The sequence below is a fragment of the Rhodococcus sp. Z6_132 genome, from assembly GCF_058133635.1.
Window position 1 is genome coordinate 337421 of the sequence record NZ_JBYUNP010000001.1, and the last position, 19573, is coordinate 356993.

20 protein-coding genes and 3 tRNA genes are annotated in these 19573 nt (G+C 71.5%); 8 read left to right on the top strand and 15 right to left on the bottom strand.

All coding sequences use genetic code 11. The features are described 5' to 3' along the window. The 4 genes from AC3YO9_RS01495 to AC3YO9_RS01510 form a co-directional block, all read right to left on the bottom strand. Complete coding sequence (locus tag AC3YO9_RS01495) at positions 1-441, bottom strand: MaoC family dehydratase N-terminal domain-containing protein (RefSeq protein WP_241249052.1); 441 nt, start codon at positions 439-441, stop codon at positions 1-3. Between the two features lie 64 nt (positions 442-505). Next, positions 506-670, bottom strand: a complete 165-nt coding sequence (gene rpmG, locus AC3YO9_RS01500) for a 50S ribosomal protein L33 (RefSeq protein ID WP_127784015.1) — start codon at positions 668-670, stop codon at positions 506-508. Between the two features lie 79 nt (positions 671-749). Then, positions 750-822 (bottom strand) — tRNA-Met (locus tag AC3YO9_RS01505). A 74-nt stretch (positions 823-896) separates the two neighbouring features. Then, positions 897-969 (bottom strand) — tRNA-Thr (locus AC3YO9_RS01510). A gap of 275 nt (positions 970-1244) precedes the next feature. Here AC3YO9_RS01510 and AC3YO9_RS01515 point away from each other — a divergent pair. Continuing rightward, a complete protein-coding gene (locus AC3YO9_RS01515; protein WP_127784928.1) occupies positions 1245-2396 on the top strand; it encodes an acetyl-CoA C-acetyltransferase in 1152 nt (383 codons plus the stop codon). Between the two features lie 119 nt (positions 2397-2515). After that, a complete protein-coding gene (locus tag AC3YO9_RS01520; protein ID WP_489981899.1) occupies positions 2516-2728 on the top strand; it encodes a hypothetical protein in 213 nt (70 codons plus the stop codon). Positions 2729-2839: 111 nt separating this feature from the next. Here the strand turns inward: AC3YO9_RS01520 and AC3YO9_RS01525 are convergent. Beyond that, a tRNA-Tyr gene (locus AC3YO9_RS01525) sits at positions 2840-2924 on the bottom strand. A gap of 173 nt (positions 2925-3097) precedes the next feature. On the opposite strand from AC3YO9_RS01525, the gene AC3YO9_RS01530 reads away from it, so the two are divergent. Together AC3YO9_RS01530 and rfbA are read left to right on the top strand one after the other, a co-directional pair. Next, positions 3098-3589, top strand: coding sequence for a YajQ family cyclic di-GMP-binding protein (locus AC3YO9_RS01530; protein WP_127784017.1), 492 nt, complete (start codon positions 3098-3100; stop codon positions 3587-3589). Then, positions 3586-4473, top strand: a complete 888-nt coding sequence (rfbA, locus tag AC3YO9_RS01535; RefSeq protein ID WP_489981900.1) for a glucose-1-phosphate thymidylyltransferase RfbA — start codon at positions 3586-3588, stop codon at positions 4471-4473. The genes AC3YO9_RS01530 and rfbA overlap by 4 nt, the downstream gene beginning before the upstream one ends. An 18-nt stretch (positions 4474-4491) precedes the next feature. Here rfbA and htpX read toward each other — a convergent pair whose 3' ends face one another. From htpX to AC3YO9_RS01555, 4 genes are all read right to left on the bottom strand, one after another. Continuing rightward, positions 4492-5358 carry a zinc metalloprotease HtpX gene (htpX, locus tag AC3YO9_RS01540; RefSeq protein WP_489981901.1) on the bottom strand — a complete coding sequence of 289 codons (867 nt, stop codon included), beginning with the start codon at positions 5356-5358 and terminating at the stop codon, positions 4492-4494. 64 nt (positions 5359-5422) lie between these two features. After that, positions 5423-5797, bottom strand: a complete 375-nt coding sequence (locus AC3YO9_RS01545; protein WP_206518024.1) for a 4Fe-4S binding protein — start codon at positions 5795-5797, stop codon at positions 5423-5425. Then, a complete protein-coding gene (locus AC3YO9_RS01550; RefSeq protein ID WP_489981902.1) occupies positions 5794-6381 on the bottom strand; it encodes an NADH-quinone oxidoreductase subunit C in 588 nt (195 codons plus the stop codon). Before AC3YO9_RS01550 ends, AC3YO9_RS01545 begins: the two co-directional genes overlap by 4 nt. Further along, the gene (locus AC3YO9_RS01555; protein ID WP_489981903.1) at positions 6378-6809 is read right to left on the bottom strand and encodes an NADH-quinone oxidoreductase subunit B; all 432 of its coding nucleotides are present in this window, start codon (positions 6807-6809) and stop codon (positions 6378-6380) included. The genes AC3YO9_RS01550 and AC3YO9_RS01555 overlap by 4 nt, the downstream gene beginning before the upstream one ends. Before the next feature lie 69 nt (positions 6810-6878). On the opposite strand from AC3YO9_RS01555, the gene AC3YO9_RS01560 reads away from it, so the two are divergent. From AC3YO9_RS01560 to rarD, 4 genes are all read left to right on the top strand, one after another. Continuing rightward, a complete protein-coding gene (locus tag AC3YO9_RS01560; protein ID WP_489981904.1) occupies positions 6879-7673 on the top strand; it encodes an enoyl-CoA hydratase in 795 nt (264 codons plus the stop codon). Positions 7674-7830: 157 nt separating this feature from the next. Beyond that, complete coding sequence (locus AC3YO9_RS01565) at positions 7831-9804, top strand: 2-oxoacid:acceptor oxidoreductase subunit alpha (RefSeq protein WP_241249071.1); 1974 nt, start codon at positions 7831-7833, stop codon at positions 9802-9804. After that, positions 9801-10871: a 2-oxoacid:ferredoxin oxidoreductase subunit beta gene (locus AC3YO9_RS01570; RefSeq protein WP_489981905.1), complete on the top strand. Its 1071-nt coding sequence runs from the start codon at positions 9801-9803 to the stop codon at positions 10869-10871. The genes AC3YO9_RS01565 and AC3YO9_RS01570 overlap by 4 nt, the downstream gene beginning before the upstream one ends. 118 nt (positions 10872-10989) lie before the next feature. After that, positions 10990-11883: an EamA family transporter RarD gene (gene rarD / locus AC3YO9_RS01575; RefSeq protein WP_489982551.1), complete on the top strand. Its 894-nt coding sequence runs from the start codon at positions 10990-10992 to the stop codon at positions 11881-11883. Here the strand turns inward: rarD and AC3YO9_RS01580 are convergent. From AC3YO9_RS01580 to nuoL, 6 genes are read right to left on the bottom strand one after another with little or no spacing between them, the layout of a single operon-like run. Further along, entirely contained in the window at positions 11816-12469 is a 654-nt protein-coding gene (locus AC3YO9_RS01580; RefSeq protein WP_489981906.1) for a 4'-phosphopantetheinyl transferase family protein, read from the bottom strand. The genes rarD and AC3YO9_RS01580 overlap by 68 nt on opposite strands. After that, on the bottom strand, positions 12466-13311 hold the full coding sequence (locus AC3YO9_RS01585) for a metallophosphoesterase family protein (protein WP_241249073.1): 846 nt from the start codon (positions 13309-13311) through the stop codon (positions 12466-12468). The genes AC3YO9_RS01580 and AC3YO9_RS01585 overlap by 4 nt, the downstream gene beginning before the upstream one ends. A gap of 7 nt (positions 13312-13318) precedes the next feature. Then, the gene (locus AC3YO9_RS01590) at positions 13319-14344 is read right to left on the bottom strand and encodes a polyprenyl synthetase family protein (protein WP_489981907.1); all 1026 of its coding nucleotides are present in this window, start codon (positions 14342-14344) and stop codon (positions 13319-13321) included. Positions 14345-14357: 13 nt separating this feature from the next. Continuing rightward, positions 14358-15974 carry an NADH-quinone oxidoreductase subunit NuoN gene (gene nuoN / locus AC3YO9_RS01595; RefSeq protein ID WP_489981908.1) on the bottom strand — a complete coding sequence of 539 codons (1617 nt, stop codon included), beginning with the start codon at positions 15972-15974 and terminating at the stop codon, positions 14358-14360. Continuing rightward, positions 15974-17563 (bottom strand): NADH-quinone oxidoreductase subunit M, encoded by a 1590-nt coding sequence (locus tag AC3YO9_RS01600; RefSeq protein ID WP_489981909.1) that lies wholly within the window; start codon positions 17561-17563, stop codon positions 15974-15976. Before AC3YO9_RS01600 ends, nuoN begins: the two co-directional genes overlap by 1 nt. Continuing rightward, positions 17560-19566, bottom strand: a complete 2007-nt coding sequence (gene nuoL, locus AC3YO9_RS01605) for an NADH-quinone oxidoreductase subunit L (protein WP_489981910.1) — start codon at positions 19564-19566, stop codon at positions 17560-17562. The genes AC3YO9_RS01600 and nuoL overlap by 4 nt, the downstream gene beginning before the upstream one ends. Positions 19567-19573: the final 7 nt, after the last annotated feature.

Consider the following 19573-nt stretch of genomic DNA (forward strand, 5'->3'; position numbering starts at 1 on the left):
CTACTCCTCGTTCTCTGCGGCAGTGCCGCGAGCGACGACGGTGGAGTAGGCGGTGACCACGGGTGAGCCGTCCTCGGCGTGCACCTCGGTACGGGTGGTGACCAGGTCGTTGCCCGCCACCACCCGGATGGCGTCCACGACGACGGTGGTGGACAGCCGGTCGCCGGCCACGACGGGACGGTGGTGGACGAACCGCTGCTCCCGGTGGACCACCTTGGTGAAGTCCAGGCCGAGATCAGGATCAGCCATCAGGCGCAGCTCGGCGCCCATGGTGAGGATGATCGGAAAGGTCGGAGGCGCAACAAGGCCCTGGTATCCCAGGGCCTGTGCTGCTGCCTCGTCGTGGTGGGCCGGGTCGGTTGCACCGACGGCCGTCGCGAACTCGCGGATCTTCTCCCGGCCGACCTCGTAGACCTCGTCGGTCCCGAACTGTCGACCCACGTAAGCCGTGTTGACGCCCACCCCGTGTCTGCCCTGCTGCTGCGGCGCGCTGTCGCGCGTCAGCTCAGCGGGTCTCGCGGTGGGTCTTGTGGGTGCCGCAGTTGGAGCAGAACTTCTTCATCTCCATGCGGTCGGGGTCGTTCCGACGGTTCTTGCGGGTGATGTAGTTGCGGTGCTTGCAGTCCTCGCAGGCCAGCGTGATCTTCGGGCGGACGTCAGTGGCGGCCACGGGGTGCCTCTCTTCGGTGGAACTGGGAACGAAACGGTCATGTCCATCGTACGTCTGCGCCGTGCGACAGATCCTTGGGTAGCGATGGCCGGACTTGAACCGGCGACACAGCGATTATGAGTCGCTTGCTCTGCCAGCTGAGCTACACCGCCATGCGGCCTCGGGCTGCGCCCTCGACCGCGACAGCCGAACAGCGCTGCCCTCGCGGGTGGCGGCTGATCCAGCGAGCCCCTTTACGGAATCGAACCGTAGACCTTCTCCTTACCATGGAGACGCTCTGCCGACTGAGCTAAAGGGGCGTGCCTCGTGGTGCTGGGCGTGAGCCGCGCACCGGGTGAAGCGGTGTGAAGATTACACAGACGGGTGCCGATTTGCGAAACCGGTCCCCCACTTGCCGGTCGCCAGCGTACCGACGACCACCGCAGAACCCGGCGACCAGCGACGATGCCCCAACCAAGCGCTTGCTACCTCGCGAGGGGTAGATTCCGGCAGGACGTCGACGTCCGTCCGGAGCACTCCGCCGCGGTCGTCGCAGGAACACGAGAAAGAGGCTGCACCCGTGAACGCAGGGCACATCAACGAGGCGTACATCGTCGACGCGGTACGCACCCCAGTGGGCAAGCGCGGCGGCGCCTTTGCCGCCACGCACCCCGCTGACCTGGGGGCATACGCCCTCAACGCCCTGGTCGAGCGCAGCGGAATCGACCCGGGCGCCGTCGAGGACGTCATCTTCGGCTGCGTGGACACCATCGGTCCGCAGGCCGGTGACATCGCCCGCACCGCATGGCTGGCCGCCGGACTGCCGGACCACGTGCCGGGCACCACCATCGACCGGCAGTGTGGATCGTCACAACAGGCGGTGCACTTCGCGGCACAGGCAGTGATGAGCAACACCGCGGACGTCATCGTCGCCGGCGGTGTGCAGAACATGAGCGCGATCCCGATCTCCGCAGCGATGTACGCCGGCGAGGCCTACGGCTTCGGTGACCCGTTCTCCGGCTCCACCGGCTGGCAGAAGCGCTACGGCAGCCAGGAGGTCTCGCAGTTCCGCTCCGCGGAGATGATCGCCGAGAAGTGGGGCCTCACCCGCGAGCAGATGGAGGAGTTCTCCGTCGGCTCGCACGAGAAGGCGCTGCGCGCGCAGGCCGAGGGCCGCTTCGACCGCGAGATCGTCGCCGCCGGCGAGGCCACCGCCGACCAGGGCCCCCGCCAGCCCAACTGGGAGAAGATCCGCTCGCTGCCCACCCTGGTGCAGGACGGGCGGCTGACCGCGGCGCTGGCCAGCCAGACCTCCGACGCCTCGGCCGCCCTGCTCATCACCAACGAGCGGGGCCTGAAGACCCACGGGCTCACCCCGAGGGCCCGGATCCACCACATGTCGGTGCGCGGCGCCGACCCGGTGTGGATGCTGACCGCACCGATCCCCGCCACCGCACACGCGATGGAGAAGTCGGGCATGAAGCTCGACGACATCGACCTGGTGGAGATCAACGAGGCCTTCGCGTCGGTGGTGATGGCCTGGGGCCAGGAGACCGGCTACGACATGGCCAAGGTGAACGTCAACGGCGGCGCCATCGCCCTGGGGCACCCGCTGGGGGCCACCGGCGCCCGGCTGATGACCACGATGCTGCACGAGCTGGAGCGCACCGGTGGGCGCTACGGCATGCAGACGATGTGTGAGGGCGGCGGCCAGGCCAACGTCACCATCATCGAGCGGCTGGGCTGACCCACCCGCACCTGCCCCCGCCGAGCCCCCGACCACACCTGGTCGGGGGCTCGGCTGCGTCGTGGGCACCGATCGGCGCTCCTGCTCCGTGTCCCCGCCGGAGCAGGTAGACAGGACGCGTGCCCGGACACGTGCGGCGGTGGCTCCGCGAGCTCCCTGTGCTGGCGCGCGTGCTGCTGGGGGTCCTGCTGGCCGCTGCGGTGGTGCTCGGGCTGGCGCTGTGGCGCGGGCGGGACGTCACCGAGGCGGCCCAGCTCGCGGCGGGGATGGCGGTGCTGGCGGGCAGCCTCGCGCTGGTGACGGGCGGGCGGTGGCCAGGGCGGCGTGGCTAGCGGGACGTGGCCAGGCGACCTGGCTGGAGCACGCGATGACGCGAGCCAGAGATGACGCTCCAGAAATGACGCTGCGGGCCCCTCCCGGAGGAGGAACCCGCAGGTCAGACATGGTGGCAGGTGTAGGGTTCGAACCTACGTAGGCGATGCCGGCGGATTTACAGTCCGCTCCCTTTGGCCACTCGGGCAACCTGCCGTAACACTTCCTCTCCGCGACGCCGGCACTGGTCCGGGTCCCGCTTCAAGGGGTGCGCAAGGCAGACTACTAGACCTCGGTACGGGTCCGCCGCACCGGGGTAGGTAGTGCCAGTGCCGGCTCCGCGGGACGTCCTCCCACGGCAGCCCAGTCGCTCGAGTGAGGAGCCCTTCATGGCCGATGCGTCCTTCGACGTGGTGAGCAAGGTCGACCGCCAGGAGGTGGACAACGCGCTGAACCAGGCGGCCAAGGAGCTGTCCCAGCGCTTCGACTTCCGCAACACCGGCGCCGGCATCGAGTGGGCCGGCGACGAGGCCATCACCATCACCGCGAGCACCGAGGACCGGGTCAACGCCGCCCTGGAGGTGTTCATCGAGAAGCTGGTGCGTCGCGGCATCTCCATGAAGGCCTTCGACGCCGGCGAGCCCACCGCGTCGGGCAAGACCTTCAAGATCACCGGCAAGCTGGTCGAGGGCATCGACAACGAGCACGCCAAGAAGATCACCAAGGCCATTCGCGACTCCGGCCTGAAGAACGTGCAGGCGCGCATCCAGGGTGACGAGCTGCGGGTGAGCGGCAAGAAGCGCGACGACCTGCAGGCCGTCATCGCGCTGCTCAAGGACGGAGACTTCGGCGTCGCCCTGCAGTTCGTGAACTACCGATGAAGGGGATCGTGCTGGCGGGGGGCAGCGGCACCCGGCTGCACCCGATCACGCAGGCGGTGAGCAAGCAGCTGCTGCCGGTCTACGACAAGCCGATGATCTACTACCCGCTGTCGGTGCTGATGCTCGCCGGCATCCGCGAGGTGCTGATCATCTCCACCCCGCACGACCTGCCGATGTTCCGGCGACTGCTGGGTGACGGCTCGCAGTGGGGCATGGACCTGTCCTACGCCGAGCAGGCTGCGCCCAACGGGCTGGCCGAGGCCTTCATCATCGGCGCCAAGCACATCGGCAGCGACGACGTGGCACTGGTGCTGGGCGACAACATCTTCTACGGCCACGGCTTCTCCGGAAAGCTCCGCGAGCACACCGCAGGCCTGGACGGCTGCGTGCTGTTCGGCTACCCGGTGCGCGACCCCGAGCGCTACGGCGTCGGGGAGATCGACGCGGACGGCACGTTGCTCTCCATCGAGGAGAAGCCGGCGAAGCCCAAGTCCAACCACGCCATCACCGGCCTGTACTTCTACGACGGCGACGTGGTGGACATCGCCAGCGGGCTGCGGCCGTCGCCGCGCGGCGAGCTGGAGATCACCGACGTCAACCTGCACTACCTGGCCAAGGGCAAGGCCCGGCTGGTGGACCTGGGTCGCGGCTTCGCCTGGCTGGACACCGGCACGCACGACTCCCTGCTGGAGGCCGGCCAGTACGTCCAGGTGATCGAGCACCGCCAGGGCATCCGGGTGGCGTGCCTGGAGGAGGTCGCGCTGCGGATGGGCTTCATCGACGCCGACGCGTGCATGGCCCTGGGCAGCGCGCTGGCCAAGTCCGGCTACGGCCAGTACGTCATGCAGGTCGCCCAGTCCTTCGGGGCGACCCAGCCGGCCTAGGGCCGCCGGGCGCCAGCCTCAGGGCAGCTGCTTGCCCGCCATCCGCTGCAGTCGCTCGATGCGCTCGGCGATGGGCGGGTGGGTGGAGAACAGCCGTGCCGCCCGGTCGCCCACCCGGAACGGGTTGGCGATCATCAGGTGGGACTGGCTGGTGAGCGCGGGCTCGGGCGGCAGGGGGGCCGCCTGGGTGCCCAGCTCCAGCTTGCGCAGGGCCGAGGCCAGGGCCAGCGGGTCGCCGGTCAGCTCGGCGCCGGAGGCGTCGGCCTGGTACTCCCGGGAGCGCGACACCGCCATCTGCACCACGCCGGCGGCGATGGGGCCGAGCAGCGACACCAGGATCATCACCAGCGGGTTGGGGCGGTTGCCGCCGTTGCCGCCGAAGAAGCTGGAGAACATCGCCATGTTGGCCAGCCCGGTGATGACCGAGGCCAGCGCGCCGGCCACCGAGGAGATGAGGATGTCGCGGTTGTACACGTGCGACAGCTCGTGGCCCAGCACTGCTCGCAGCTCCCGGTCGTCGAGCAGCTGCAGGATCCCGGTGGTGCAGCAGACCGCGGCGTGCCGGGGGTTGCGGCCGGTGGCGAACGCGTTGGGTGCCACGGTGGGGCTGACGTAGAGCCGCGGCATCGGCTGGTGCGCCACGGTGGCGAGCTCGCGGACGATGGCGTACATCCGCGGCTGCTCCGCCTCGGTGACCGGCCGGGCGTGCATGGCCTTGAGCGCCAGGGTGTCGCTGCGGAAGTAGACGTAGGCGTTCATCCCCACCGCGAACACCACCGCGACGAGCAGCGCGGTGCGGCCGAAGAGCCCGCCGACCAGCACGATGAGCGCGGACATCGCACCCAGCAGCAGGGCCGTCTTCAGTCCGTTGGCGTGCCGGTGCATCCTGCCCAGTCCCTCCGTGTCCCCATGTCTGCTTGCTCACCACCACAACGCCGGGTCGCAGGCGTCAGTTCCCTGGTGGGGGCACCTGCGCCACCAGCTCGGCCAGCACGTCGCGCTCGGCCACCAGCTCCACCACGGCGGCGCTGCCCGCGGGGTCGACGCCGGGATAGTCGTGCGCCGGCGACCAGTGCAGCGCGTCGAACGGGCACGCGTCCACGCAGATGCCGCAGTACATGCACTGCCCGTAGTCGATGGCGAAGCGCTCCAGCACCGGCCGGGCCCGCGCGCGGGAGCGGCCGGCGGCGTCGCGGTCGGGCTGCTCGGTGCTGGACTCGATGTGGATGCACCAGTCGGGGCACTCGCGGGCGCAGATCATGCAGCTGGTGCAGTTCTCCGCCAGCAGCGCGATGACCCCGCGGGCACGATCGGGCACGGTCACTGCTGCTCCTCCCCGAGCTGCTCCCACTGCTGCCCGGGCACACCAGGGGCGCTGGCCCGACGGCGGCCGGCCGACGTGGGCGCGGCACCCTCCCCCGGCTCCATCCGGCCCGGCCACGGCCGCACTCCGCGCGAGGCGAGCACGGTGTCCTTGCGCAGCGGGTGCAGGCCGGCGCCGGGGGCCAGCAGCAGCGGTCGCAGGTCCGGGTGCCCGGTGACCTCCAGGCCGGCCATCTCCGCGGCCTCCCGCTCGTGCCACGCCGCGCCGGCCCACACGCCGGTGATGCTGGGCAGCTCACCGTCGACGGCCACCGTGGTGCGCACCAGCAGCCCGCGGCACCCGGCCGGCACCACCACGTGCGCGGTCACCTCCCAGCTCGCACCGCTGCCGCCGGGCCCACCGGCGTCGTGCACGGCGAGGTGGTCGAACATGCTGCAGCCCAGCTCGTCGCGGGCGACGGTGGCGGCCCGCACCCACTCCGGCAGCGGCACCTGTGCGGTGTGCTGGCCGAAGGACTCGGTCACCTCGCCGACGCCCAGCGCCTGCACCAGGGTGCGCGCCAGCCCGGCGTCACCGACGCTCACGCCGCCGCCCGCTCCGCGAGGACCACCGGCGCCAGGGCACGCAGCCCGTCGAGCACCGCCTCCGGCCGGGGCGGGCAGCCGGGCACCGAGACGTGCACCGGCACCAGCTGGTCCACGCCCTTGGTGACGCTGTAGGAGTCCCAGTAGGGACCACCGGTGGCGCAGCACGCCCCGATGGACACCACGTAGCGAGGTTCGGGCAGCCGCTCGTAGGCCGCGCGCACGGCGCCGGCCAGCACGTCGGTGACGGTCCCGGACACCACCAGCACCTGTGCGGTGGGCGCACCGGGTGGCGGCTCGGCCTGGGTGAGCGGGGGGCGGGAGCCGTCCTGCAGGGCCGCCATCACCTCCACCCCGCAGCAGGCCAGGCCCAGGTCGAGCACCTGCACCGTGAGCGCCACGCCTGCCACCTCGACCGTTGTCTGCACAGCGCCGAGAGTAGTGGAGCCGCGGCGCAGGTCCCTGGCGCGCGGGTGCCCGGCTGGCAGGATGCAGCCATGAGCCAGCCGAGCCCCAGCGTCGGGGTGCACACCGAGGTCTCCGACCGCGTCGCGGTGATCACCGTGAGCGACCCCGAGCGGCGCAACGCCCTCACCCTGCAGCTGTCCGAGGACCTGGCGGCGGCGGTGCACGCCTGCGAGGCCGACGAGGACGTGCACGCCGTGGTGGTGACTGGGGCAGCACCGGCGTTCTGCGCCGGCGCGGACCTCAGCGCGCTGGGCGCGGCCAAGGAGGAAGGTCTGCGGCGCATCTACGCCGGCTTCCTGGCCGTGGCCCGGTGCACGCTGCCCACGGTGGCCGCGGTGAACGGCGCGGCCGTGGGCGCTGGGCTCAACCTCGCCCTGGCGGCCGACGTGCGCCTGGCCGGACCCCGCGCCCGCTTCGACGCGCGCTTCCTGCAGCTGGGCATCCACCCCGGCGGTGGCATGACCTGGATGCTGCAGCGCGCCGTCGGTCCGGCCGCGGCGCGCGCCATGGTGCTCTTCGGCGAGATCTGTGACGCCGACGCCGCGGTGGCCAACGGGCTGGCGCTGGCCCGGCACGAGGACGTGGTGGCGGCGGCGGTGCAGCTGTGCGCCGCGCCGGCGGCCGCGCCCCGCGAGCTCGTGCTGGCCACCAAGGCGACGATGCGGGCCACCGGAGCGCCGGGCGCGCTGGACACCGACCTGCACGCCACCGCGCTGGCCGCGGAGCTCGGCCCGCAGGTCTCCTCGATCACGTCCCCGGAATTCACCGCCCGCCTGGCGGCGTTGCAGGAGAAGATCAGCAGCAAATCAGCTAGGCCACAGTGACACTGGTCACACCCGGTTGGTCGGCGCGACGGCCGTAGGATACCCAGGAGCAGCACCTTGACCGTCCCACGTATCGTCGTGGACTGGTCCAGGTGGCCGGAGAGTACCCCGGCCTCGTGCGATGCAGGATGACGGCCCGGAAGGGGTCCCTTTCTCGATGACTACCGATATCTCGACCGACACCGGTCTGCCCCGTGAGACCCGCGAGATCGACCGCGTGGTCATCCGATTCGCCGGTGACTCCGGTGACGGCATGCAGCTGGCAGGCGACCGGTTCACCTCCGAGGCGGCAGCGTTCGGCAACGACCTGGCCACCCAGCCCAACTTCCCGGCCGAGATCCGGGCCCCCCGCGGCACCCTGGCGGGAGTCTCGAGCTTCCAGATCCACTTCGCCGACTACGACATCCTCACCGCCGGCGACCGCCCCGACGTCCTGGTCGCGATGAACCCCGCCGCGCTCAAGGCCAACATCGGCGACCTCCCCCGCGGCGGCACGCTGATCGTCAACACCGACGAGTTCAGCAAGCGCAACCTCACCACGGCCGGCTACGCGGCCAACCCGCTGGAGACCGACGAGCTCCACGACTTCGTGGTGCACCCGGTGGCCATGGCCACGCTGACCCGCGGCGCGGTGGAGTCGACCGGGCTGTCCAAGAAGGACGCCGAGCGCGCGAAGAACATGTTCGCCCTCGGGCTGCTGTCCTGGATGTACCACCGCCCGGTGGAGGGCACCGAGGCGTTCCTGCGGGAGAAGTTCGCCAAGATCCCCGCGGTGGCCGAGGCCAACGTGCTCGCCTACAAGGCCGGCTGGAACTACGGCGAGACCACGGAGGCCTTCGCCACCACCTACAAGGTGGCTGCCGCCTCGCTGCCCAAGGGGACCTACCGCCAGGTCACCGGCAACACCGCGCTGGCCTACGGCCTGGTCGCTGCCGGCAAGCGCTCCGGCCTGCCGGTGTTCCTGGGCTCCTACCCCATCACCCCGGCGTCGGACATCCTGCACGAGCTGAGCAAGCACAAGAACTTCGACGTGACCACGCTGCAGGCCGAGGACGAGATCGCCGGCGTCGGCGCGGCGCTGGGCGCGGCCTTCGGTGGCGCGCTCGGGGTGACCACCACGTCCGGCCCCGGCCTGGCGCTCAAGAGCGAGACCATCGGCCTGGCCGTGATGACCGAGCTGCCGATGCTCATCATCGACGTCCAGCGCGGTGGCCCCTCCACGGGTCTGCCCACCAAGACCGAGCAGGCCGACCTGCTGCAGGCGATGTACGGCCGCAACGGTGAGTCGCCGGTGCCGATCGTGGCACCGCAGTCGCCCTCGGACTGCTTCGCCGCCGCCCTGGAGGCCGCGCGGATCGCGATCACCTACCGCACCCCCGTGCTGCTGCTCTCCGACGGCGCGATCGCCAACGGCTCCGAGCCGTGGGCGGTGCCCGAGGTGGACGACCTGCCCCGCATCGACCCCGCGTTCGCCGAGGCCCCCGCCGGTGGCGACGCCGCAGCCGGCGTGGGCCTGGGCAAGTCCGAGTTCGCTCCCTACGAGCGCGACCCGGAGACGCTCGCCCGCCCGTGGGCCATCCCCGGCACCGCGGGCCTGGAGCACCGCATCGGTGGCCTGGAGAAGTCCAACGGCCCCGGCGCCATCTCCTACGACCCGGCCAACCACTCGCTGATGGTCCGGCTGCGCCAGGCCAAGATCGACGGCATCACCGTGCCCGACGTCATCGTGGACGACCCCAGCGGCGCGGCCACGACGCTGGTGCTCGGCTGGGGCAGCTCCTACGGCCCCATCGGTGCCGCTGCCCGCCGGGTGCGCAAGCTCGGCACCCCCATCGCCCAGGCGCACCTGCGCCACCTCAACCCGCTGCCGGCGAACCTCGGTGAGGTGCTCCGCCGCTACGAGCGGGTGGTCGTTCCCGAGATGAACCTCGGGCAGCTGTCCATGATGCTGCGTGCGCGCTACCTCGTGGACATCCAGCCCGTCACCAAGGTGGCTGGGCTGGCCTTCCTGGCCGAGGAGCTGCAGGACGTGCTCCTGGAGGCCGAGGCCGGGACCCTGGCGGCGTCCGAGGCCGCCAAGAACACGGACGCGCGCGCCGCTGCCGCAACCACTGGAGAGGTTTCCGCATGACCGCCACTGTCGGCAATGACCTGGGACTGACCGCTCTCGCGGGCATCCCGACCACGGACATCCCGCAGAAGGCCAAGGACTTCACCTCCGGCTCCGAGGTCCGCTGGTGCCCCGGGTGTGGCGACTACGCCATCCTGGCCACCATCCGCGGCTTCCTGCCCGAGCTGGGCCTCAAGCGCGAGAACATCGTGTTCGTCTCCGGCATCGGCTGCTCCTCACGGTTCCCGTACTACCTCGAGACCTACGGGATGCACTCCATCCACGGCCGCGCCCCGGCCATCGCCACCGGCCTGTCGGTGTCGCGGCCGGACCTGTCGGTGTGGGTGGTCACCGGTGACGGCGACGCGCTGTCCATCGGCGGCAACCACCTGATCCACACCCTGCGCCGCAACGTGAACCTGAAGATCCTGCTGTTCAACAACCGGATCTACGGCCTCACCAAGGGGCAGTACTCCCCCACCTCCGAGGTCGGCAAGGTCACCAAGTCCACCCCGATGGGCTCGCTGGACAACCCGTTCAACCCGCTGTCGCTGGCGCTGGGCGCCGAGGCCACCTTCGTGGCCCGGGCGATGGACTCCGACCGCAAGGGCCTCGCCGAGGTGCTGCGCCAGGCCGCCGAGCACCGGGGCACCGCGTTCATCGAGATCTTCCAGGACTGCCCGATCTTCAACGACGGCTCCTTCGACGTCCTGCGCAAGGGCGAGGAGGCGCCGCACCGGCTGATCCCGCTCAGCCACGGCGAGCCGATCATCTTCGGCCCGGACGGCGAGCACTGCGTCGTCCGCGACGGGTTCAGCCTGAAGGTGGTGGACACCAACAGCGTGGCCGCGTCGGAGATCGTGGTGCACGACGCCACCACCGACAACCCCGAGTACCACTTCGCGCTGAGCCGACTGTCCGACCAGGACCTGAACCACACGGTCACGGGTGTCTTCCGGCGGGTCACCAAGCCCACCTACGACGACTCGGTCCGCGAGCAGGTGCAGACGGCCAAGGACGCCCGGCCCGGCGGCGACGAGGCCCTGCAGGGCCTGCTGTCCGGCAAGGACACCTGGACCGTGGCCTAGCAGCCCGACCACCCCGCACCACCCTGGACCGGCCCCCTCGTGGGGCCGGTCTATTTTTGTCCTGGTGAGCCACGACCAGCCCCGACCCGCGCGCACGGCGGCCCAGACTGGGCTCCTCATGGGGTTCGGCGCCTACGGGATGTGGGGGCTGTTCCCAGCCTTCTTCCCGCTGCTCAAGCCCGCGGGCGCGGTGGAGATCCTCGCGCACCGGATGGTGTGGACGCTGGTGTTCATGCTGGGGCTGCTGGCCCTGACCGGGCGGCTGGCCCGGCTGCGGGGCATCCCGGCCCGCACCTGGCTGATGGCCGCGGCCGCCTCGGTGCTGATCGCGGTGAACTGGGGTACCTACATCTACGCGGTGAACTCCGACCACGTGGTGGAGGCCGCGCTGGGGTACTTCATCAACCCGCTGCTGAGCGTCTTGCTGGGCGTGGTGGTGCTGCGGGAGCGGCTGCGTCGCTGGCAGCTGGTGGCGCTGCTGGTGGCCCTGTCGGCGGTGGTGGTGCTCACGGTGGCCTACGGGCGGCCGCCGTTCATCGCGCTCACCCTGGCCTGCTCCTTCGGCCTGTACGGGCTGGTGAAGAAGACCATCAAGCTGGATCCGCGCACCAGCCTCACCGCGGAGGGCATCGTGGTGGCGCCGCTCGCGGTCGGCTACCTGGTGTGGCTGCAGGTCAGCGGAGAGTCCACCTTCACCACGCACGGGGCGGGCCACGCGCTGCTGCTGGTCACCGCCGGGGTCGTCACCGCCCTGCCGCTGCTGCTCTTCGGCGGCGCTGCCCAGCGGGTGCCGCTGGTGACCATCGGCATGCTGCAGTACCTCACCCCGGTGCTGCAGCTGTGCTGGGGACTGCTGGTGGTGCACGAGACGATGCCCGCCTCGCGGTGGGCCGGGTTCGTCATCATCTGGGTGGCGCTGGCGATCTTCACCGCCGACGCCGTGGTCACGGCCAGGCGGTCAGCGAGATCGCGGTCAGCACCAGCTCTGGCGACGTCGTCCATCGTCCCCTGAGCTCGGTGAGCGGCACCCCGTCCACCACCGGGCCGGGCACCAGCAGCCGGGTGGTGAAGGTGCCCGCGTCCGGGTCGATGCTGATGTGGGCGTCCTCGAAGCCCAGCCAGCGGCCCGTGAGCGGGAACCAGACCTTGTAGGTGCTCTCCTTGGCGCTGAACAGCAGCTTGTCCCAGTGCACCCCCGGCGGTGCCTGCGCCAGCCACTCGCGCTCGGCGGGCAGGCTGATCACGTCCAGCACGCCGTCGGGCAGCGGCCCGTGCGGCTCGGCGTCGATGCCCACGCCGTGCACGTGGGCGGCCAGCGCCACCGCGGCGCCGCGGTAGCCCTCGCAGTGGGTCATGCTGCCCACCACCCCCGCCGGCCACTGGGGGGCGCCGCGGTCACCGGGCAGGATCGCCGCGGCCGGCACCCCGAGCTGGGCCATCGCCTGGCGGGCGCACCAGCGCACGTCGGCGAAGTCGCGCCGACGGCGCTGCACCGCTCGCTCGATCCGCTCGCGCTCGGTGGGGAACAGCTCGCGCTCGGGGGGTGGGCCGAAGGTCTCCTGGGTGGCGACCGCGGCGTCGACGATGCGCTCGATCACGGCGGCGGCGGCAGGATCTGGCGCAGCACCCCGGGCTGGGCGGAGCGGCGCTTCCACTCCCGCGGGTAGCCCAGCGAGACCTCCTCGAAGCGCACGCCGTCGTAGTGGGTGGTGCGCGGGATGTGCAGGTGCCCGTAGACCATGGCCACCGCCCCGAAGCGGGTGTGCCAGTCGGCGGTCAGCTCGGTGCCGCACCACTGCGCGAACTCCGGGTAGCGCAGCACGTCGGTGGGGGTGCGCACCAGCGGCCAGTGGTTGACCAGCACCACCGGGTTGGTCACCGCGGCCAGCCGGCGCTCGGTCACCGCGACCCGCTCGCGGCACCAGTCGTCGATGCCCGCGTGCGGGTCGGGGTGCAGCAGGAACTCGTCGGAGCACACCACGCCGGTGGAGTGGGCGTAGGCCAGCGCCTCCTCCTTGGTGGAGGTGCCGGCCGGCCGGAAGGTGTAGTCGTAGAGCAGGAACAGCGGCGCCACCGTCACCGGCCCGTCCGGTCCGCGCCACACCGGGTACGGGTCCTCCGGGGTGAGCACCCCCAGGCTGCGGCACAGCGCCACCAGGTGGTCGTAGCGGGCCTGGCCGCGCAGCCCGGCCCCGTCACCGCGCTGGGTGGTCCACAGCTCGTGGTTGCCCGGCACCCACACCACCCGGCGGAAGCGGTCGGTGAGCAGCCGCAGCGCCCAGGCGATGTCGTCCACCCGGTCGGCCACGTCGCCGACCACCAGCAGCCAGTCCTGCTCCCCCACCGGGCGCAGGCTCTCCAGCACCGCCTTGTTGTCGGCGTGCCCGACGTGCAGGTCGCTGATCGCCCAGACGGTGCTGGGCGCGGCGGCCAGGCTCACCCGCCCGCTAACCCGTCCGGGCGACGGTGTAGTCGACCAGTCGCCGCAGCGCGGTGTTGGCCGGCCCCTGCGGCAGTGCCGCCAGCTCGGCGTGCGCGGCGTCGGCGTAGCGGCCCAGGGTGGCCTTGGCCGCCACCAGCCCGGCTGAGCGGGACAGCAGCCCCAGCGCCTCGTTCACGTCGGCGTCGTCGGTGACGGGGCCGTCCAGCAGCACCCGGAGCCGCTCGGCGTCCGGGCCGGACTCGGTGAGGGCGAGCAGCACCGGCAGGGTGTGCACGCCCTCGCGCAGGTCGGTGCCCGGCGTCTTGCCCGACTCGGTGGAGTCCGAGGCGATGTCGATGATGTCGTCGGAGATCTGGAACGCGGTGCCCACCGCCTCGCCGAGCCGGTGCAGCCGCTCCACCTGCTCGTCGTCGGCGCCGGAGAACATGCCGCCGTAGCGCCCGCAGGTGGCGATGAGCGAACCGGTCTTCTCCGCCACCACCCGCAGGTAGTGCTGCACCGGGTCCTGGCCCTCAGCCAGGCCCACGGTCTCGCGCATCTGGCCGGTGGCCAGCTCGGCGAAGGTCTCGGCGATGATCCGCACCGCGTCGGGGCCCAGCCGGGCCACCAGGCGCGAGGCGTGGGCGAAGAGGAAGTCACCGGCGAGGATGGCGATGCTGTTGTCCCAGCGGGCGTTGGCGCTCACCGCGCCACGGCGCATGGTCGCCTCGTCCATCACGTCGTCGTGGTAGAGCGTGGCCAGGTGGATCAGCTCCACCACCCCGCCCGCGGTGACCACGTCGGGCGAGCCCGCGTCCGGGCCCAGCTGGGCCGCCAGCAGCGTGAACAACGGCCGGAAGCGCTTGCCGCCGGCGCGCACCAGGTGCAGCGCCTTCTCGGTGATGAAGAGGTCGCCGGTGCTGAGCTCGGTGGTCAGCAGCTCCTCGACCGCGTCGAGCCCGCCCTGCACCGCCTCAGCAAGAGCCGGGTCACCGAGGTCGACACCGGCCACTCGGTACTGGCCGGCGAACCCCTGCTCAGTCGCGCTCAAGGACATGCCTCTCTCAGGACGGGAGGCTGCTCATGAACGACTGAACAGCCGACAGGTCAAGCACCGGCCCAGGGACAACCCCCAGGACGAGGGTGCCGAGGAACCCGATACCAACGGCAACGGTAGTAAATACCCCCGGCACCGTGACGGTCGGCCCGTCCACGGCGGGTTCGCTGAAGAACATCAGCACGATCACGCGGAGGTAGAAGAAGGCCGCCACGGCGCTCATCAGCACGCCCACGACCACCAGCGGGGCCATCCCGTCCTGCAGGCCGGCGGAGAACACCCCGAACTTGGCGATGAACCCGCCGGTGAGCGGGATGCCCGCCAGCGAGAGCATGAGGAACGCGAAGATCCCCGCCACCAGCGGCGAGCGCCGGCCCAGCCCGCTCCACTGCGACAGGTGCGCGGCCTCTCCCCGGGAGTCCCGCACCAGCGTCACCACCCCGAGGGCCGCGATCACGGTGAGCCCGTAGACCAGCAGGTAGAACAGGGTGGCGGACAGCCCGTCCGGGGTGATGGCGATGGTGCCCACGAGGATGAAGCCGGCGTGGGCCACCGAGGAGTAGGCGATCAGCCGCTTCATGTCGGTCTGGGTGATGCCGATGATGGTGCCGATCACCATGGAGATGATGGCCACCGCCCACATCACCGGCCGCCAGTCCCACTGCACCCCGGCGAAGCCCACGTGCAGCACCCGCAGCAGCGCCCCGAAGGCGGCCACCTTGGTGCAGGCCGCCATCAGCGCGGTCACCGGGGTGGGGGCGCCCTGGTAGACGTCCGGGGTCCAGGTGTGGAACGGGCCGATGCTGGCCTTGAAGCACAGCCCCACCAGCAGCATGGCCAGCCCCGCGAACAGCAGGATGTCGGAGCGGTCGGTGCCCGAGGCGGCCGTGGCGATGTCGGCCAGGCGCACCGAGCCGGCGTAGCCGTAGAGCAGGGCCAGGCCGTACAGGAAGATCGCGGACGCGAACGCGCCGAGCAGGAAGTACTTCAGCGCCGCCTCCTGGGAGAGCAGCTGCCGGCGCCGGGCCAGCCCGCACAGCAGGTACAGCGGCAGCGAGAGCACCTCCAGGGCCACGAACATGGTGAGCAGGTCGTTGGCGGCGACGAAGGCCATCATCCCGGCCAGGGAGAACAGGGTGAGCGGGAAGACCTCGGTGTGGGTGGACCGGGCGCCGGCCTCCTGCCGCGACTGGACGGTGCCGGCGGTGACGTCGGAGAGGAAGGCCCCGCCGGGCTCCACCGAGCGGTCGGCGATGAGCAGCACCGCCGCGGCGGCCAGCACCAGCAGGCTTCCCCACAGGAACAGCGCGGGACGGTCCACCGTCAGCGTGCCCGCCAGCGTCTGCACGTCGGTGCGGCCGCTGGCGGAGGCGTGCAGCGCCAGCGCCACCCCGGCCGTGACCAGGGCGGCCAGGGAGAGTCCGACCTGCGCCGCCCAGCGGGAGCTGCGGGGCACGAAGGCCTCCACCAGCACCCCCAGGCAGGCCGCCGCCAGCAGCACCAGCAGCGGGCTGATCGCCGCGTAGTCCACCGACGGCGCCTGCACGGTCTCCTGGGCCAGCACGTGCTGGGTGAGCGGGACGTCCTGGACGAGCACGGGAAGGTTCTGGATGAGCACGGACATCAGCGCTGGCCTCCCTGGGCGGGCACGGTGACGGCCTCGGGCGCCACGCCCAGCTCGGTGAGCGTGGCGCTCACCGACGGGGTGATGACGTCGAGCACCGGCTTGGGGTAGAAGCCGAGCAGCAGGATCAGCGCCACCAGCGGGGCCACCGCGGTGACCTCCAGCCCGGTGACGTCACGCAGCCGCCCCTTGGCCCGGGCGGCCTCCACCCCGGCACCGCCCTCGGGCCCCTGCATCACCCGCTGGTAGACCCACAGCGAGTACAGCGCGGCGAGGATGATGCCCACGGTGGCCAGGATCGTGTACACCGGCTGCGTGGGGTAGGAGCCCAGCAGCACCAGGAACTCCGACACGAACGAGCTGGTCCCCGGCAGCGCCAGCGCGCACAGCGCCGCCAGCAGGAACAGCCCGGCCAGCACCGGGGTGGCACGCGCCATGCCCCGGTAGTCGCTGATCCGCCGCGACCCGCCACGAGCGATCACCATGCCCACCACCAGGAACAGCAGGCCGGTGGCCACCCCGTGGTTGACCATGTAGAGCACGGCGCCGGTGGCCGACTGCTGGGTGAAGGCGAACACCCCGAGGGCGATGAAGCCGAAGTGCGCGACCGAGGTGTAGGCCACCCAGCGCTTGAGGTCGGTCTGGCCCACCGCGACCAGGGCCCCGTAGAGCACGCCCAGCACCGCCATCACCAGCACCAGCCAGGCCAGGCTGCGGCTGGCGGAGGGGAACAGCGGCAGGCAGTAGCGCAGGAAGCCGAAGGTGCCCACCTTGTCCAGCACGCCCACCAGCAGCACGGCCGAGCCGATGGGGGCCTCCGCGCCGGCGTCAGGCAGCCAGGTGTGCAGCGGCACCAGCGGCGCCTTGATCGCGAAGGCGAGGAAGAAGCCGAGGAACAGCCACACCTGGGTGCTGTGCGGGATCTGTGGCGCCACCGCCACCAGCTCGCGCCAGTCGAAGGTGCCGGTGCCCAGGATCTTGGACGACTCGACGTACAGCCCGATCAGCGCGGCCAGCATCACCAGGCCGCCGAAGAGGGAGTACAGGAAGAACTTCATCGCCGCGAACTGCCGGCGCGGCCCGCCCCACCGCCCGATGAGGAAGTACATCGGCACGAGCATTCCCTCGAAGAACACGTAGAACAGGAAGACGTCGGTGGCCAGGAAGACGCCCATCATGAACGTCTCCAGCACCAGCAGCGTGGCGAAGTAGCCGGCGAAGCGGCTGCCCGCGGGCAGCTCACCCTCGGTGGTGCCGTGCTTCCACGACCCCAGCAGCACCACCGGGACCAGCACGCCGACCAGGGCCACCAGCACCAGCGCGATGCCGTCCAGGCCGAGGGCGAAGTGCACGCCGAAGGCGGGGATCCAGTCGGCCGACAGCGCCATCTGCAGCCGCGAGCCGTTCGCGGCCTCGGTGGTGGAGTAGCCCGCCCAGACCACCGCCACCAGCGCCAGCTCCACGAGCGCGGTGCCCAGCGCGGCGACCTTGGCCGGGGCGTCGCCCACGGTGCGGCCCAGGGTGAGCACCAGGGCGGCGCCGGCCAGCGGCAGGAGCAGCAGGGCCAGGAGCAGGGCCGAGGAGCTCATGTGCTGCTCACCATCAGCAGTGCGGCGACGATGACCACCGTTCCTCCCAGCATCCCCAGTGCGTAGCTACGGACAAACCCGGTCTGCAGCCGCCGGGTGCGGGAGGACGACCCGCCCAGCAGCGCGGCCCCGCCGGTGACCACCCCGTCCACCCCACGGTTGTCCACGAACACCAGCGCCCGGGTGAGCCAGGTGCCCGGCCGGGCGATGAGCGCCTCGTTGACGGCGTCGGCGTAGAGCCCCGCGCGGGCGGCGGCGACCGGGGCCGACACCCGGGTGGGGCGCTCCAGCGGCACCGGCCGGCGCCCCACCGCCAGCCAGCCCAGCAGCGCACCGGCGGCCGAGAGCAGCAGCGTCAGCGTGACGATGGCCCCGGCCGACAGCGGCGCGTCCTCGTGGTGCTCGACCAGCTCGCCCAGCGACGGGGTGAGGAAGCCGGCCAGCCGCTCGCCGTGCACGAGCACGTAGCCCGCCCCCACCGACCCGACGGCCAGCAGCACCATCGGCACCGTCATCACCCAGCCGGGCTCGTGCGGGCGCAGCTGGTCGCCCGCGGCGGTGCGCAGCTGCGCCCAGCGGGCCTCGCCGAAGAAGGTCATCAGCATCAGGCGGGTCATGTAGAAGGCGGTGAGGAAGGCACCCAGGACGGTGACCAGCCCGAACACCCAGCCCTGCCACCCGCTCTGCGCGAACGAGGCCTCGATGATGGCGTCCTTGGTGAAGTACCCGGACAGGAACGGGAAGCCGATGATGGCCAGGTACCCGAGCCCGAAGGTGGCGAAGGTGACGGGCATCTGCCGCCACAGCCCGCCGAAGCGGCGCATGTCGGTCTCGTCGTGCATGGCGTGCATGACGGACCCGGCACCGAGGAAGAGGCCGGCCTTGAAGAAGCCGTGCGCCAGCAGGTGCGCGATGGCCAGCGCGTAGCCCGCGGTGCCCAGCCCGACCGCCAGGATCATGTAGCCGATCTGGCTCACGGTGGAGTAGGCCAGCACCTTCTTCAGGTCGTCGTGGGCGCAGCCGGCGATGCAGCCGATGGTGATGGTGACCGCGCCGATGATCATCACCACCAGCCGGGCCGAGCTGCTCTGGTCGAAGATCGGGTTGCACCGGGCGATGAGGTACACCCCGGCGGTGACCATGGTGGCGGCGTGGATGAGCGCCGACACCGGCGTGGGGCCCTCCATGGCGTCGGGCAGCCAGGACTGCAGCGGGAACTGCCCGGACTTGCCGCAGGCGCCCAGCAGCAGCAGCAGGCAGATGGCCACCACCGTGCCGGGGCTGCGGGCGGCGAGGTCGGCGATGCCACCGGTCTCGGCGAAGATGCCGGCGTAGCTGACCGTGCCCAGGTTGGTCCAGAGCAGGAAGATGGCCAGCGCCAGCCCGACGTCGCCCACCCGGTTCATCAGGAAGGCCTTCTTGGCGGCCGTGGCCGCGGACGGGCGGTCCTGGTAGTAGCCGATGAGCAGGTAGGAGGCGACGCCCACGCCCTCCCAGCCCAGGTAGAGCACCACCAGGTTGTCCGCCAGCACCAGCACCACCATGGCGGCGATGAACAGGTTGAGGTAGGCGAAGAACCGGCGCCGGCCGGGGTCGTGGTCCAGGTAGCCCACCGAGTACAGGTGGATGAGGAAGCCGACGCCGGTGATCAGCAGCACGAAGGTCAGCGAGAGCGGGTCGATCCGCATCCCGAAGCTCAGCTGGTAGGAGCCGACGCTCATCCAGTCGAAGAGGGTGACGTCGGTGACCGGTGAGCCGGCGTCCCGCTCGGCGAACAGCGCCGCGCCGTAGCCGAGCGCGGCGAGCACGGTGGCGCACCCCAGCCAGTGGCCCCAGCGGTCGGTGCGGCGCCCCCCGAGCAGCAGCACCACCGCACCCAGCGCGGGCAGCGCCACCAGCAGCCACGCCGCCGACTGCAGCCCGCTGGCCTGGGTGGAGGCGGTCGCCGGCAGCTCCGCGGCCAGGGTGCCCAGCGCGTCCACCGCTGCGTGTGTCCCGTTCATCCGTCCC

Bases quoted from the DNA above. Each gene is read 5' to 3' on its own strand.
- AC3YO9_RS01560 (WP_489981904.1), top strand. From the start codon at position 6,879: ATGAGCCAGCCGAGCCCCAGCGTCGGGGTGCACACCGAGGTCTCCGAC.
- nuoN (WP_489981908.1), bottom strand. From the start codon at position 15,974: ATGTCCGTGCTCATCCAGAACCTTCCCGTGCTCGTCCAGGACGTCCCG.
- rarD (WP_489982551.1), top strand. From the start codon at position 10,990: ATGGGGTTCGGCGCCTACGGGATGTGGGGGCTGTTCCCAGCCTTCTTC.
- AC3YO9_RS01600 (WP_489981909.1), bottom strand. From the start codon at position 17,563: ATGAGCTCCTCGGCCCTGCTCCTGGCCCTGCTGCTCCTGCCGCTGGCC.
- nuoL (WP_489981910.1), bottom strand. From the start codon at position 19,566: ATGAACGGGACACACGCAGCGGTGGACGCGCTGGGCACCCTGGCCGCG.
- htpX (WP_489981901.1), bottom strand. From the start codon at position 5,358: ATGCACCGGCACGCCAACGGACTGAAGACGGCCCTGCTGCTGGGTGCG.
- AC3YO9_RS01530 (WP_127784017.1), top strand. From the start codon at position 3,098: ATGGCCGATGCGTCCTTCGACGTGGTGAGCAAGGTCGACCGCCAGGAG.
- AC3YO9_RS01570 (WP_489981905.1), top strand. From the start codon at position 9,801: ATGACCGCCACTGTCGGCAATGACCTGGGACTGACCGCTCTCGCGGGC.
- AC3YO9_RS01565 (WP_241249071.1), top strand. From the start codon at position 7,831: ATGACTACCGATATCTCGACCGACACCGGTCTGCCCCGTGAGACCCGC.
- rfbA (WP_489981900.1), top strand. From the start codon at position 3,586: ATGAAGGGGATCGTGCTGGCGGGGGGCAGCGGCACCCGGCTGCACCCG.